Annotated in this window: 15 protein-coding genes; 11 read left to right on the forward strand and 4 right to left on the reverse strand. The window is 52.8% G+C overall.

Annotated features, from left to right (window positions below; translation table 11 throughout):
• Positions 1-23 precede the first annotated feature (23 nt).
• The 5 genes from JW499_RS04155 to phoU all read left to right on the forward strand — a co-directional run bounded on the left by JW499_RS04155 (position 24) and on the right by phoU (position 6,756).
• A complete protein-coding gene (locus JW499_RS04155) occupies positions 24-995 on the forward strand; it encodes a PstS family phosphate ABC transporter substrate-binding protein (protein ID WP_205209423.1) in 972 nt (323 codons plus the stop codon).
• Positions 996-1,155: 160 nt separating this feature from the next.
• Complete coding sequence (locus tag JW499_RS04160; protein ID WP_205209424.1) at positions 1,156-3,432, forward strand: ABC transporter permease subunit; 2,277 nt, start codon at positions 1,156-1,158, stop codon at positions 3,430-3,432.
• A 26-nt stretch (positions 3,433-3,458) separates the two neighbouring features.
• Positions 3,459-5,147, forward strand: a complete 1,689-nt coding sequence (gene pstA, locus JW499_RS04165) for a phosphate ABC transporter permease PstA (RefSeq protein WP_205209425.1) — start codon at positions 3,459-3,461, stop codon at positions 5,145-5,147.
• A gap of 24 nt (positions 5,148-5,171) precedes the next feature.
• Positions 5,172-6,005, forward strand: coding sequence for a phosphate ABC transporter ATP-binding protein PstB (pstB, locus tag JW499_RS04170; protein WP_205209525.1), 834 nt, complete (start codon positions 5,172-5,174; stop codon positions 6,003-6,005).
• A gap of 16 nt (positions 6,006-6,021) precedes the next feature.
• On the forward strand, positions 6,022-6,756 hold the full coding sequence (gene phoU / locus JW499_RS04175; protein WP_205209426.1) for a phosphate signaling complex protein PhoU: 735 nt from the start codon (positions 6,022-6,024) through the stop codon (positions 6,754-6,756).
• Between the two features lie 60 nt (positions 6,757-6,816).
• On the opposite strand, the gene JW499_RS04180 is transcribed toward phoU, so the two are convergent.
• Entirely contained in the window at positions 6,817-7,110 is a 294-nt protein-coding gene (locus tag JW499_RS04180; RefSeq protein ID WP_205209427.1) for a hypothetical protein, read from the reverse strand.
• A 241-nt stretch (positions 7,111-7,351) separates the two neighbouring features.
• Between JW499_RS04180 and JW499_RS04185 the strand changes: the two genes are divergently transcribed.
• Positions 7,352-8,866, forward strand: coding sequence for a diguanylate cyclase (locus JW499_RS04185; RefSeq protein ID WP_205209428.1), 1,515 nt, complete (start codon positions 7,352-7,354; stop codon positions 8,864-8,866).
• Between the two features lie 27 nt (positions 8,867-8,893).
• On the opposite strand, the gene JW499_RS04190 is transcribed toward JW499_RS04185, so the two are convergent.
• Positions 8,894-9,469 carry a DUF1415 domain-containing protein gene (locus tag JW499_RS04190; protein ID WP_205209429.1) on the reverse strand — a complete coding sequence of 192 codons (576 nt, stop codon included), beginning with the start codon at positions 9,467-9,469 and terminating at the stop codon, positions 8,894-8,896.
• A gap of 91 nt (positions 9,470-9,560) precedes the next feature.
• On the opposite strand from JW499_RS04190, the gene JW499_RS04195 reads away from it, so the two are divergent.
• The 4 genes from JW499_RS04195 (at position 9,561) to phoR (ending at position 13,133) form a co-directional block, all read left to right on the forward strand.
• Positions 9,561-10,103 carry a chorismate--pyruvate lyase family protein gene (locus JW499_RS04195; RefSeq protein WP_332873948.1) on the forward strand — a complete coding sequence of 181 codons (543 nt, stop codon included), beginning with the start codon at positions 9,561-9,563 and terminating at the stop codon, positions 10,101-10,103.
• A gap of 16 nt (positions 10,104-10,119) precedes the next feature.
• Entirely contained in the window at positions 10,120-11,010 is an 891-nt protein-coding gene (gene ubiA, locus JW499_RS04200) for a 4-hydroxybenzoate octaprenyltransferase (RefSeq protein WP_205209430.1), read from the forward strand.
• 104 nt (positions 11,011-11,114) lie between these two features.
• A complete protein-coding gene (phoB, locus tag JW499_RS04205) occupies positions 11,115-11,810 on the forward strand; it encodes a phosphate regulon transcriptional regulator PhoB (RefSeq protein ID WP_091354052.1) in 696 nt (231 codons plus the stop codon).
• Between the two features lie 9 nt (positions 11,811-11,819).
• The gene (gene phoR / locus JW499_RS04210) at positions 11,820-13,133 is read left to right on the forward strand and encodes a phosphate regulon sensor histidine kinase PhoR (RefSeq protein WP_205209431.1); all 1,314 of its coding nucleotides are present in this window, start codon (positions 11,820-11,822) and stop codon (positions 13,131-13,133) included.
• A 56-nt stretch (positions 13,134-13,189) separates the two neighbouring features.
• Here the strand turns inward: phoR and cysZ are convergent, their stop codons facing one another.
• Complete coding sequence (gene cysZ, locus JW499_RS04215) at positions 13,190-13,990, reverse strand: sulfate transporter CysZ (protein WP_332873949.1); 801 nt, start codon at positions 13,988-13,990, stop codon at positions 13,190-13,192.
• A gap of 26 nt (positions 13,991-14,016) precedes the next feature.
• Positions 14,017-14,241: a hypothetical protein gene (locus JW499_RS04220; RefSeq protein ID WP_091354063.1), complete on the reverse strand. Its 225-nt coding sequence runs from the start codon at positions 14,239-14,241 to the stop codon at positions 14,017-14,019.
• A gap of 145 nt (positions 14,242-14,386) precedes the next feature.
• Between JW499_RS04220 and JW499_RS04225 the strand changes: the two genes are divergently transcribed.
• Positions 14,387-15,331, forward strand: a complete 945-nt coding sequence (locus JW499_RS04225) for an NADP-dependent oxidoreductase (RefSeq protein WP_205209432.1) — start codon at positions 14,387-14,389, stop codon at positions 15,329-15,331.

A 15,331-nucleotide genomic window follows, 5' to 3' on the forward strand; every position in this document is an offset into this window, starting at 1 on the left:
AACCCGACTCTGTGGAGCTTGTAATGAAACCAATGAAGAAAATTTTTGCGGCTGTTGCACTGACAGCAACCTGCCTGACTGCTTCTGCAGCTGACCTGCTGGATCCAAACTTGCCAACTTACTCTAAGGCTTCCGGTGTTTCTGGAAACCTTTCTTCTGTAGGTTCAGACACCCTGGCTAACCTGATGACCATGTGGGCTGAAGAGTTCAAGCGTAACTATCCAAACGTTAACGTTCAGATCCAGGCTGCCGGTTCTTCTACTGCGCCTCCCGCTCTGACCGAAGGTACTTCTAACGTGGGTCCTATGTCCCGTAAGATGAAGGACAAGGAACTGGAAGCGTTTGAAAAGAAATATGGTTACAAGCCAACAGCTATTCCGGTTGCGATCGACGCTCTGGCGGTATTCGTAAACAAAGATAACGCTATCGAAGGTCTGACTATTCCTCAGGTTGACGCGATCTTCTCCTCTACCCGTAAATGTGGTCTGACTGACGACGTTAACACCTGGGGTGATGTAGGTGCTACCGGTGCTATCGCGTCTCAGGGCTTCCAGATCTTTGGTCGTAACTCTGTATCCGGTACTTACGGTTACTTCAAGAAGCACGCCCTGTGTAAAGGTGACTACCGCAACAACGTAAACGAGCAACCCGGTTCTGCGTCAGTTGTACAGTCTGTTTCTACCTCTCTGAACGGTATCGGTTACTCAGGTATCGGTTACAAGACTTCTTCTGTTCGCGCTCTGCCACTGACCAAGAAAGCCGGTACTCCGTTTGTTGAAGCGACTCCCGACAACGCTCTGAACGGTTCTTACCCTCTGGCCCGTGCACTGTACATCTACGTGAACAAGAAGCCTGGTCAGGATCTGGCACCACTGGAGCGTGAGTTCCTGAAGATGGTTCTGTCTAAAGTAGGCCAGGAAGTTGTTGTTAAGGATGGTTATATCCCACTGCCAGCCTCTCTGGTTGAGAAGAAAATGAAGGAACTGGGTCTGTAATACAGACCTTTATTCCCGGGTCATCAGACCCACACTAAAAAAAGGAGCCTTTATGGCTCCTTTTTTAATGATGTAAAAGTTTTATTACAGTTCTGTAACATTTCTGTCATCAAGTCAGTTTATCGTGGCGCCATAACTTTTTTATAATTGTAGATATGTCATGAATATTGAGAACAGTTCCGTTATTCCTGATCTGGATTTTGATTCTCCGGCGGCCCGCCGGGGACGGAAATTCCGGGCCCTCAAAGACAAGGCTGCCACCGTTGGCATCGGTCTGGGGGGTGTCAGTGTCATCATCGCGATCCTATTGATCTTTTTCTATCTGCTCTATGAAGTCATTCCGATGTTTCGCGCGGCTGAAGCACAGCCATGGCAGCAGAATGGCCAGGTTGTCGAACCCTACGCCGTCCCCGGAACAGGCAAAACCCTGTATATGGCGATGGAGGAGCAGGCAGAGATCGGTTTACGGGTTACAGACCGGGGTGAGATGCTATTTTTCAGCACCACCAGTGGTGAGATCATAGAGAGTATTCAGCCAGCCCTACCCGCCGATACCCGCATCACCAGTTTTGCCCTGGTATCAGAGAACAGCCACACCTTCGCATTGGGGCTGAGCAACGGTCAGGCGCTGGTTTTCAAGCATGAGTACAAGTCTACCTATCCGGATGGCAAACGGGTGATCCTGCCCACCATCACCTACCCCCTGGGTAAGGACCCTATTAGCGTTGCCAACGTTGCACTCTCTCAACTGACCGTCAGCGGAAATGAAGGCAGCTATGCACTGATCGGGGGCGATGAAGGCAATCTGAAAGCGGTTTTTATCTCTCAGACAGAAAATATGTTTACCGGCGACGTTGAACTGGAGCAATCCACAACGTCGCTGCCGGATCTGGGCATCAAAATTAAGAAGATGCTGCTGATGCCAGACCTCGCCTGGTTATTCGTTGCCGGAGAGGGTGGCAAAATGGCGGTTGTCAGCCTGCGCAATCATGATGATCCGACCATTACTCAGGTGTTGAACGCCTCTTCCAGCAAGATCACCACCTTTGATCTGCTGCTGGGAGGCAATGCGGTTCTGCTGGGCAATGAAAAGGGCGAAGTCTCTGAGTGGTTCCTGGTACGCGATGAGCAGGGCTCCTGGCTGATGAGCAAGATCCGCTCGTTTGATACCGGCACCTCGCCGGTGGTTGATCTGGCGATTGAACACCGTCGTAAAGGCTTTGCCACTGTTGATACCGCCGGCGACCTGCGTCTCTATAACACCACGGCGAATGTTAATGTGCTGGTACAAAAAGTCGCTGATGCAAACGCTTCTATGATCACCATGGCCCCACGGGCCAATGCGCTGCTGATCGAAGAAAACGGCAAGCTTAAACTCTGGCATATCGACAATGAGCATCCGGAAGTCTCCTGGAGCTCACTGTGGGGCAAAGTCTGGTACGAAGGTTACGATGAGCCTGAATATGTGTGGCAGTCCTCTGCCGCCAACAACGACTTCGAACCCAAGTTCAGCCTGATGCCGCTGGCATTCGGTACCCTGAAAGCGGCGTTTTACGCCATGATCCTGGCAACACCGCTGGCGATCTGTGGCGCGATCTATACCGCCTACTTTATGGTGCCGTCACTGCGCCGTAAGGTAAAACCCTTTATCGAACTGATGGAAGCGCTGCCAACCGTTATTCTGGGCTTCCTCGCAGGTCTCTGGCTGGCACCGTTTATGGAGGAAAACCTGCCGGGCATCTTTGTGACCCTGCTAATGTTACCTTTATCGATTCTCGCATTCGCCTTCCTCTGGGCGCAAATGCCAAAACAGATCCGCTGGCTGGTTCCAGATGGTTGGGATGCGCTGCTGCTGATCCCGGTTATCATCCTGGCAACCTGGTTCAGCATCGCCATCAGTCCATCCCTGGAGCTGGCGCTGTTTGACGGCAACATGCGCCACTGGCTGACTAACGACCTGGGGATCGCCTACGATCAACGCAACGCAATGGTGATCGGTATAGCGATGGGCTTTGCCGTAATTCCCACCATCTTCTCAATCACTGAAGATGCGATCTTCGCCGTGCCTAAACATCTGAGTTACGGTTCACTGGCACTGGGCGCTACCCCGTGGCAGACCCTTACCCGGGTCGTTATGCCAACCGCCAGCCCTGGTATCTTCTCTGCCGTTATGATCGGTATGGGTCGTGCGGTCGGCGAAACCATGATTGTTCTGATGGCCACCGGTAATACACCGATTATGGATGCCAATATCTTTGAAGGGATGCGCACACTGGCAGCAAACATCGCTGTGGAGATGCCAGAGTCGGAGGTCGGCAGTACCCACTACCGTATTCTGTTCCTGGCTGCCTTTGTGCTGTTTATGTTTACCTTTGTGGTAAACACTATGGCGGAAGTGATCCGTCAGCGGCTGCGTAATAAATATGGCTCCCTGTAACCTGTGTTGGTGAGGAAATAACAGATATGAACATCTCAGTAAAAGAGTGGTTTAAATCCGGTTCACCCTGGGTGTGGCTGAACGCCGGAGCCGTCGCTATCAGCATCATTATGGTTATCGGTCTGTTAGGGCTGATCGCCGTACGTGGTCTGAGCCACTTCTGGCCTGCCGACATTGTTGAGGGCACTTATACCATCGATGGCCAGTCAAAAAAGGTCATTGGTGAGATTGTAGAAACCCATGAAGTACTGACCGAACAGCTGATTGAAGCGGGCATCAAAATACCTGACGACAATGAGTTTTCCATTCGTCACCTACTGAAAATAGGCAACCGTGATGTCAACGGAACTGACTTTACCTGGGCACTAGAGCACTATTTCGAAGACCAGACCCGCCCTGTAATGCTGTTTACCGCTGAGCGTCGGGAGTGGGGGAATCTATATGGATACCTGCGTTCACTCAAAGAATCCGGTAAAGAGATCAGCCATTATGATGGATATGAACAAACCCCGGAATATCTGGCGATGTGGGACGAGCTGGACAAGCGTGTCGAGCGGGCTCTGCGGATTCATGAGGATATCCTTAAAATTGAGAAGCAGGAAATCGGTTCGATCAACTACGAGCTTGAACGGCTGCGCCTGAAGGAGCGGGGTCTGCAACTGAAACATGTTGAAGACCCGGCCGCCTATGATGCCATTAACCAGCGTCGTAAACAGCTGGATGCCGATTATGAAGGCCTGCAGCAGCGCCTGCTGGATCTGTATACTGAGATCAACCGGGACTCTCTGACCGCAGAAGTCGCAGGTGGCCAGGTTGTTGAAGTACAGCTGGCTAAGATTGTGCGCATTTTCCGTCCCAACGCGATGGGAATCGGGCAGAAGATGGTCCACTATGCTAAGAAACTCTGGGAGTTTGTCAGTGATGAGCCCCGTGAAGCGAATACCGAAGGGGGTATATTCCCGGCGATCTTCGGTACCGTTATGATGGTCCTGCTGATGTCGCTGCTGGTCACGCCATTTGGCGTAATCGCTGCGGTTTATCTGCGGGAATACGCGAAACAGGGGTTCATCACCCGCCTGATCCGCATCGCGGTGAATAATCTGGCGGGTGTCCCATCGATTGTTTACGGTGTATTCGGTCTGGGCTTCTTTGTGTACTTCCTGGGAGGCAATATTGATGACCTGTTCTTCCAGGCGGCAAAACCGGCACCGACATTTGGTACACCGGGCCTGATGTGGGCTTCCCTGACCCTCGCCCTGCTCACCGTACCGGTGGTGATTGTTGCCACTGAGGAGGGGCTGAGCCGGATTCCCCGGGCGGTTCGTGAAGGCAGCCTGGCACTGGGAGCCACCAAGTTTGAAACCCTGATGAAGGTTGTTCTGCCAATGGCAAGCCCGGCAATGATGACCGGTGTTATACTGGCAATAGCCCGTGCCGCCGGTGAGGTTGCACCTCTGATGCTGGTGGGTGTGGTGAAACTGGCCCCCAGCCTGCCTCTGGATGGGAACTATCCGTTTATCCATCTGGATCAGAAATTTATGCACCTGGGCTTCCACATCTACGATGTGGGCTTCCAGAGCCCGAACGTTGAAGCAGCACGGCCACTGGTCTATGCCACCGCCCTGCTACTGGTTCTGGTGATCGCACTGCTGAATATGTCTGCAATTGCGATCCGCAACCATTTACGTGAAAAATACAAAGCGCTTGAGATGTAAGCGGAACTTTAGATAGGTTTAATGATGACTATGGAAGCTAAAACCCATTCAATCGATATTTCCGCGCTGCAGCGCCAGAACCAAAGCCTGCGCCTGGAAGATGAAACCATTGCTCTGACAGTACGCGATCTCGAGCTGTACTATGGCGAGAAACGTGCACTGCATGGCATTAACATGGATATTCCGCAAAACCGGGTAACGGCGTTTATCGGCCCATCAGGTTGCGGTAAGTCAACCCTGTTACGCTGTTTTAACCGGATGAACGATCTGGTGGATAGCTGCCGTATTGAGGGGCAGATGAGTCTGTACGGCAACAATATTTATCAGCGCGGTGTCGATGTCGCAGACCTGCGCCGCCGGGTCGGCATGGTGTTTCAAAAACCCAACCCATTCCCAAAAAGTATCTACGAAAACGTTGCCTACGGCCTGCGTATTCAGGGGATCAATAAAAAGCGTATTATCGACGAAACCGTTGAGTGGGCCCTGAAATCGGCCGCGCTCTGGGATGAGGTCAAAGATCGGCTGCACGAAAGTGCGCTGGGCATGTCCGGTGGTCAGCAGCAGCGTCTGGTTATCGCCCGGACCATCGCCGTCAAACCTGAAGTGCTACTGCTGGATGAGCCAGCATCAGCACTTGACCCGATCTCAACCCTGAAGATCGAAGAGCTGATCAATGAACTGAAAAATGATTTCACCATTGTAATCGTAACCCACAATATGCAGCAGGCTGCCCGGGTGTCTGATTACACTGCATTTATGTATATGGGTGATCTGATCGAGTTTGGTGTAACAGACCACCTGTTCACCAACCCCGCGAAAAAACAAACAGAAGATTATATTACCGGTCGTTACGGTTAATTAGGGGAGAACGATAGTGAGTTACGAACAGGACCGTCATAGCAATCACATCTCCCAGAGCTTCAATGAAGAGCTGGAGCAGATCCGTACCGAATTGCTAACCATGGGAGGCCTCGTTGAGCGCCAGCTGAGTGATGCTGTTGACGCGCTGGTGGCCGGCGATACAGAGCAGGCAGAACAGGCCCGTAAAAGCGATCAGGCGATCAATGATATGGAGATGATGATCGATGAACAGTGCACGCTGATCATCGCCCGTCGTCAGCCCGCTGCAGCTGACCTGCGGCTGATTATCTCTGTCAGTAAAGCGACCAGCGATCTTGAGCGAATCGGCGATGAAACCAGCCGTATCTGCCGCTACGCGATAGAGCTGGCCAATGATGGCAAAAACGTCCGGGGTTATCAGGAGGTTCGCCACATTGGCAATCTGGTGCGCGATATGCTGCAAAACTGCCTGACTGCATTTGCCCGCAGCGATGCTGAGATGGCCTATAAGGTGGCCAAGCAGGACAAAGAGGTTGATTCAGAGTACCGCACCGCAATGCGCTCCCTGATGACCTATATGATGGAAGATCCGCGCTATATCACCAGCATTATGAATGTTATGTGGATTCTGCGTGGTCTGGAGCGGATTGGTGATCATGCCCGCAATATGGCAGAACACCTGATCTATCTGGTCAGTGGCACCGACGTTCGCCATAGCAGTCTGAAAGATATTAAACGCACCGTGCGCGAAGTTGAGCAGAAAAAATAACCTGCTGACTGCGACGGACGGATACTAAAAAGGCAGCGAAAGCTGCCTTTTTAATGCCCTTCAGATACCGGCTTCAGAAATACGCAGGGCGATCTTCCCGCCACTGACCGGCTGGGCAGTCAGTTCCAGACCATGGGCCTGATATATCCCGGTATTCTTCAATTGGGACATCACCTCTTCTGGGAGGTTTCCGCCACTCCATCCGGGCGCAATCCGCTTCATCGAGAGCAGAAATACCGCATCGAGATCCCACAGGTCACCTTTCATGTCACACACCGCTTCACCCGCTTTACGCGGTTTTTTACTCCGAGCCCCCAGCCCTCCCTGGGGTTGCCTCTTTGAATCTACTGACACGCTTCCACCCTGTATCGATTACATTTAATTCTGCGTACCACTCAGCCCGCCAGCAAAAAGACAGCACGAACTGTTCCAGTTCGAGTGCTGTAGATCAATCTTATCGCAATTAAAACAGCGGTTGTACTACGTATTTGATGATTTACAAGAAAACTGACAAAGATCGTTCAGATTCAGACGGTTACTGCCGATAGCTAATTGACTCAAATGGAAGTCAGAAAAATTATAACGGGAAGCTCTGATGGCTGAATATATCGTTCATGGTGATATCAATTGCCCTTTCAGCTATGCATTACACGAAATGCTATGCTCTCAGAACCTGATGCACAGGGTGGACTGGCGCATGGTGGAACATGACGCTATCGCCAGTTCATATCAGGACAGCGCAGAAAATATGGCCGAACTGGCCAATGATATATTCACTATTCGCCACCGGGCGCCGGATATCACCATCTCCCTGCCCCAAACACTGGGGAACAGTCTGTTCCCTTCCCTCTGCATTACCGCTGTGCAACTAAAGCACCCCGACCGGGCCACCACCTTTCTGCGCAGCCTGTACCGGGCACTCTGGATCAAAGGCAAAGATATATCATCGCCTGCCGTTATTTATGATTGTCTTGAAGAGGCAGGCCTGCCCATCGAGCTGGATATCGATGGACTCTGTGAAGAGACGTTGCTATATCAGCAAAACGAGTGGGAAGCCCACAACCCCGGCCTGCAAACCCCCACAATACAGGCCCAGGACGGACGCCGCCTGGCGGGCTTGCTGGATCAGAAATCGGTACTCGACTTTCTCCGGGGGGCGGAGATAAATCAGGAGCTTAGCAGCCGCTCCCGGCAACAGAACCAGATGACGATAGCCATTTACGGCGATGAAAAAATTACAGAGCTGTGGGGCGTCCTTGCAACACTACGGGATGACAGCAACCTTCTGCTGCCACAATCGATGCAGGCACTCCACGACATGCTGTTATCACAGGAGCGCTGCCCCGACCTGATACTACTGAATAATACCGGACAACAGCGGGACCTTAATGATCTTTGCCGCGCCATATCCCACCAGGTTCGAGAGCAGAGGGTCCCCATCGCCGTGATCGGTCCCTCCATCAGTGACGCCGAGGAGGTCGAACTCTACGAGCTGGGCATCGCCGATTATCTCATACAGACGCGGGCCCCTGATATTATCCGGGCACGCATTAACCTGCTGCTACAACTTAAAAGTGCCCACGACATGCTCTCCCGGGCCGCCAGTATCGACGCACTCACACAGGTGTACAATCGGCGGGAGTTTGAACGATACTTTGAAACCGAATGGCGCAGAGGCCAGCGATCCCGGCAACCCATATCGGTCATCCTGCTTGATATCGATCACTTTAAAGCATTTAACGACAACTATGGCCATCTCCAGGGTGATCACTGTTTACAGCAGATAGCCAGTACTATCCAGGCGTCGGCCCGCCGGGCACAGGATCTGGTGTGCCGTTATGGGGGCGAGGAGTTTGTGATCCTGCTGCCAGAAACCAATCAGGAGGGCGCGAGCGTACTGGCAGAGCAGATACGCCAGAACATTGTCGCGTTAAATATCCCCCACGCGGCTGCTTTTGCTCATCAGCCGGTCTCCGCCAGCCTGGGGATAGCCACCGCACTGCCAGCAAACCGGGATCTGTCTCCCAGACAGCTGCTTCAGGACGCTGACAGCGCCCTCTATAAAGCCAAGCATAACGGTCGCAACCGGGTCGAACGATTGACCTCTTAAGCGCCCCATTAGGCGTTTAAATCCTGCTTAGCAGTAATCCGCAAAGGGAGGAAAGCGCCTGATCAGCCCCTCCCGTCCCAATTCTCGTAATAACTTAATATTTCGCTCCGGTATCTGCTCCGGATGGGCATAGTGGGTCAACGCACGCCCCATCTCCGCTTCCCTGATGATATGAAAGGCGGGCCAGGGTGAGCGGTTGCTCCAATGACTCAGATCATCTGCGGGGACCCCTGCAAAACGATATGCAGGGTGGAAGCTGGCCAGTTGCAGCACCCCCTCCAGTCCGGCCTGTTCCAGCAGCTCTTCAAACAGATGCAGGTGATCCAGATAATCGTAAAAATCCTGCAGCCCGGCGGGCACAATAAACAGCGTTGTCGATACGGTTTGCTCATCCGCCGCCAGAATCAGCTCAATTTCAGCCAGGAACGCTGCCACCAGTGGTTCCCCCTCCTGAGCCGTGGTAACCGCATAACGCAGGGTGTTATCTCTCACCACCGGTGCAGCAAACGGGCACAGGTTGAGCCCGACAACCATCGTTTCTACCCACTCCCGGGTGATCTTTTCTACCTCAGCGAGCGAATAGCCCCGCAGTGTTTCAGTCATAACCTTTACCCTATTCTGAACAGAGTTGAAACCGATACTTTTCAACTCAGCTAGGGTACTATACGGCCAGTTTTTTTGCCGAGAAATTATTGTGCCTGCCGCTCTGAGTCAGAACCGTTTTAATACCCGCTGGTATACCCTGAAACGCCCTGCAACCACTGATGCGCCACTGATCTGGCGCAGATGGCTGCTCGACAGGGGCTCGCTAACGCAACATCTTGTACAGGCCAGTCAGGGCCAGTTCAGTGTCGAAGTTGTGCGTCAATTATGGGGGCGACCGAGTCGCTCAGAGGCCCGGGCGCTGAATATTGATCCGCGGCAAAGAGTGCTGATACGAGAGGTCCGGTTACTCGGCCACGGCCAGCCCTGGGTATTCGCCCGCACCATTATTCCCGCCTCAACACTCACCGGCAAACAGCGAAAACTGAAAGGGCTGGGGTGTCGCTCACTGGGCAGTGTTCTGTTTCGTGACCCGACCATGAAGCGGGGGCCACTGCAGATCAGTCGTCTGATGCTGAACTGCGGCGATACAGCCTGGGCCCGACGCTCACTGTTCTACCTGGCAAATAAACCTCTCCTGGTAACCGAGGTTTTCCTGCCGGCCCTGCAACAGGTACACTACGGCAATAAATAAATTCGGATTGATCACTATGCAATTGAGTACACAGATAATCAGCCCGGTCTGGCAGCAAAAACTTAAAGCCTGTGGTGAGCTGATGCGGGTTAGTAAACCGATCGGCACCTACCTGCTACTCTGGCCAGCACTATGGTCCTTGTGGATTGCCGCCGCAGGCATTCCATCGATCAGTCTACTCATTATCTTTGTGTTGGGAACATTCCTGATGCGCTCAGCCGGGTGCGTTATTAACGATTTTGCCGATCGCAAGATTGATGGCCATGTCAAACGGACCGCTCAACGCCCTCTGCCTTCCGGGAGAATCTCCTCTCATGAAGCGCTGATATTGTTTGCCGCACTGTTAGCAGCCTCATTTGTACTGGTACTGTTCACCAATCAGCTGACAGTCTGGCTGTCCATCGTTGCGGTGGCACTGGCATCCTCCTATCCCTTTATGAAACGCTATACCCATCTGCCTCAGGTTGTACTCGGCATGGCATTTTCCTGGGCGATACCGATGGCGTTCAGTGCCACCCTGAACGAGGTGCCAAAAATCGCCTGGCTGATCTATATCGCCGCCATTCTCTGGATCATTACCTATGACACCATGTACGCGATGGTCGACCGGGACGATGATATCCGTATCGGCGTGAAATCCACCGCAGTGCTGTTTGGTGACATGGATAAAGCCATTATAGGGCTGCTGCAACTGCTGACGCTGACAATTTTTATCATGCTGGGTATCGATCTGAACCTGTCGTTCTGGTTCTATCTGGGTCTGCTGGGAATGGGGGGATTCTTTGTCTACCAGCAATACCTGATCAGAGAGCGTCAGCGGGAGGCATGTTTCACTGCGTTTCTGAATAATAATTACGCGGGAATGGCGGTTTTTATCGGCTTATTTCTCCACTATCTGACAACTTGATGACAAATAGCCTGGCAGAGGACACTTTGTCATATTTCTGTAACAGTTTCATAATCTAATATGACCGTCCTAATACATAGAATGAATAGATGAGGTGATTGGTCATGACGTCGGGTAAACGCGTTCTGATTGTTGACGACGAGGCTCCGATTCGCGAGATGATCGCTGTTGCACTCGAAATGGCTGGATACGATTGTATGGAAGCGGATTCCGCCCAGGCGGCACATCCCATGATCGTTGATCGTAAACCGGATATGGTGCTGCTTGACTGGATGATGCCAGGTATCAGCGGTATCGAATTTGCGCGCCGTTTGCGTAAAGATGAAATGACGTCTGACATCCCGATTATTATGCTGACGGCCAAAACCGATGAGGATAACAAGATTCAGGGACTTGAAACCGGTATTGATGACTACATTACCAAGCCGTTCTCCCCCCGGGAGCTGGTTGCTCGCCTGAAGACCGTGCTGCGCCGAACAACCCCAAAAGGCGTTGAAGAGCCGATCACCGTTGACAGCCTGACCCTGGATCCGGTGTCTCACCGGGTCAGTTCAGAGCTGAAACCACTGGAACTGGGCCCTACCGAGTTTCGCCTGTTGCAGTTTTTCATGACCCATCAGGATCGCGCCTACACCCGTAGTCAACTGCTGGATCTGGTCTGGGGTGGCAACGTCTACGTCGAAGAACGTACGGTTGATGTGCATATCCGTCGTCTGCGAAAAGCCCTGGGTGACCGTCACGACTACCTGATTCAGACCGTCCGCGGCACTGGTTACCGATTCTCTTCACAGGTCGCCTGAGCCTAGCCTATGTACAACTCCAGCCATACAATAGCCGGCAACCTCCTGCTAACGGTGGTTGTGAGTTTGTTTCTGGGGTTTATTATCGGCTATCCCGGCTGGACTCTGGCGTTGGCGATGTCCCTCTGGGGGGCCTATCAGGTTAAACAGTTCAATCGCTTACAGCGGTGGCTGATGCGCGAGGACCACACCGACGTGCCGGAAAGTAATGGTTACTGGGGGGAACTGTTTGATGAGATATCCCGGGATCAGAAACGCCAGATTCAGCGTACCCAGTCACTGCGCAATGTGATTCACCGGTTTCAGCAATCCTCTGCCGCACTCAGCGATGCCATCGTCATTATTGATGCCCAGAACCACCTGGAGTGGTGGAACAGAGCCGCGGAAAAACTCCTGGGGATGAAAACCCAGACCGACCGTGGCCGTTCGGTGATGAACCTGCTGCGTGACCCGCGCTTTGTCCGCTACTACCGCAAAAGCCAGTACGATGATCCCCTGCAACTGACATCCCCGGTACAGAAAGATACCGTTCTGGAGTACCGCATTACCCGCTTTGGTGCCGGTGACCGGATTCTGGTGGCCCGCGATATCACCCGCCTCAAGCAACTGGAACAGACCCGGCAGGATTTCGTCGCCAACGCCTCTCACGAGCTGCGCACGCCGCTGACAGTGATTCGGGGCTACCTTGAAACCTTCCTTGACCAGGAACTGCCCCGGCCGATGCTCCGGGGCCTGAGCCAGATGGAAAGCCAGTCCCGCCGGATGGAAAACCTGGTCGCCGACCTGCTGCTGCTTTCCCGACTGGAAACCAGTGCCCATGTCTCCGATGAACTGCCGATTCCGATTCACTCAATGATCGCGCGCATCCGTGAAGACGGCCTGGTACTGGGACAGGAGAAGAATCAGATAATAGAGATGGACCTGGAGCAAGACAGCGCCCTGCTGGGGCAGGAGTCCGAGGTCTACAGCGCGATATCAAATCTGGTGTTCAACGCAGTGCGCTACACCCCCGCCGATGGCCATATAAAACTACGCTGGTGGACCGATAAAGAGGGGGGGCATTTCGCCGTCAAAGACAACGGACCAGGGATCGACAGCATCCATCTGCCCCGCTTACAGGAGCGTTTCTACCGGGTTGATGAAAGCCGCTCGTCTGACAGCGGCGGTACCGGTCTCGGGCTGGCGATCGTCAAACACGTCATGCTGCGGCACGGCGGCAAACTCAGCATCAGCAGCCAATTGGGCAAAGGCAGCACATTTACCTGTCACTTTCCCCATGAACTGGTGATTCCCGCGGCCGAGAAAGTCAGAGCCAGGCAGTAAAAAAAACGCACCATCGGTACGTTTTTTAGCCCCCACTCGACCGCCTGCTTAGCCCGTCAGCCTCGCTTATCGTTTAACTGCCGCTGACCGGTTAACCCTGTAAGATCGATCTCACCTCCATCGGTATACTCTTCAACCCAGAAGATCGTCGCGCCAACCACAGCCGCAGGCATGATCAGCAGATTAAGCAGCGGAATCATCATGCCGACAGAGATCAGTCCACCAAACCCCACTGAGGTCAGCCGACGCTGCTTCAGGGAGTCTTTCATATCACGAAAGCTCACCCGGTTATTATCCATCGGGTAATCACAGTACTGAATCGCCATCATCCAGCAGCCAAACAGAAACAGCAGCACCGGCGCCACCATACCCAATACCGGGATAAACGTCAGGATCATCAGGAACAGCAATCGCGGCAGGTAATAAAACAGTTTAGAGAGCTCCCGGGCCACCGTCCGGGGAATCAGCGCCAGAATCTCCTTCCAGCCGGAGTCGGTGATGGTCACCCCCCGTAAACGCTGCTCAACTTTCTCGGACAGAATGCCATTGAACGGGGCCGCAATAATGTTGGCTACAACACTGAAACTGTAATACACCGTAATCAGTACCAACGCCGCAATCAGAGGCCAGAGAAGGTAACGTAAAAACTGCAGCCAGTCCCAGTCCGGCAGGATTGAACCGAGCAGATAGTCAATCCAGTAGCCCATCTGATCAAACAACAACCAGATTGCGCCGGTAAACAGAAAAATATTGATCAACAGAGGCACCACAACAAAGTGCCGAATTCCCTTCTCTGGCAACATCGCCAGACCACGCAAAAAGAAGTTTGCGCCGCGTAACGGATTTCCTTTCATCATTTCCTCAATGGGTTAACAGATCAAAATCAGGCAAAAAAGTGGTTATAAAAACGCACAATCACAGCCAGAACCATCATCGACAGACCTATCCGGTTGATCAGAAATTCCCGTTTGGTAAAACTGATCGTTGCCTGCCAGAATATAATTATCGACTTGAAATCACTGGTGCGCAGCACATAGAGTATCAGTGACACCAGAAATACGCCAAGACCGACCATCATTAACAGCTGTTCCGCCACTGCCAGAGTCATTTTATCATCACCATTAGTTACTATTCAGAGCGCTAAGATTAACAGAAATAGTCTGCAATAGTGGCTGGTTTAGCCTATAACTTTATGTGAATATAAAATTTTCCTGTTCCTTTTTTCCTCTTCTTTTTATTCACCGGAGTCTCCTATGCATGCAATATCAATTCATCAGTTTGGCGGTACAGAAGAGCTAATTTACAGTAAACAAGCCAAACCTCAGCTTAACCCAGGCGAGGTGCTGGTTAAGACCACCGCCACCGGAGTAAATCCGATTGACTGGAAAACCTGCTCCGGCGGAGGGGCTAGTGGCTTTGTCGAAGAGTTCCCGTTTATTCCCGGCTGGGAGTTTTCAGGTGTGATTGCCGACCCGGGTGATACGGGTTACAAGGTCGATGACGCAGTGTTTGGTATGATCAGATTCCCCCAGCCTGCCGGCTGCTATGCCGAATACATCGCCGCACCAGCCGCGCAGATCGCCCGCTTGCCGGATGCTGTTGATCTGATGATGGCCGGCGGTCTGGCCACGGCCAGTCTGACCGCCTGGCAGGCACTATTCAATAAAGGAGAACTGCAAACCGGCCAGCAGGTGCTGGTACTGGGTGCCGCGGGCGGCGTGGGTCACCTCGCGGTGCAGCTGGCTCAATGGGCCGGGGCCCATGTCACTGGAACAGCCTCGATGCACAATCATGAGTTTCTAGCAGAACTGGGGTGCGAACGTGCCATCGATTACCATACCCAGAGTCTCAATGAGTATAGCAACAGCATGGATCTGATTATCGACTGCGTGGGGGGAGATACCGGCATCGGAGCCCTGCCCTGTCTCAAACCCAACGGCGTCTTAGTCACCCTGCCCTCGGTAACCAAAGAGCAGGTGATCGCCGCAGGTGCCGCCCAGAAGCGGCGTGTTGAACCCATTTTCTGCGAACCATCAGCAGAGCAGTTAAGCCGCATCGCTCAGTTGGTGGCCGACGAGGACCTGAAGTTGCACATCGGCGAGACATTCCCGCTGGAAAAGGCCGCTGAAGCGTTCGAACTGAGCAAGAGCGGCCATGTCTGCGGCAAACTGATTCTGACCGTCAATGGTCAGGCTTAA

Source organism: Amphritea pacifica (genome assembly GCF_016924145.1).
Taxonomy (GTDB): domain Bacteria; phylum Pseudomonadota; class Gammaproteobacteria; order Pseudomonadales; family Balneatricaceae; genus Amphritea; species Amphritea pacifica.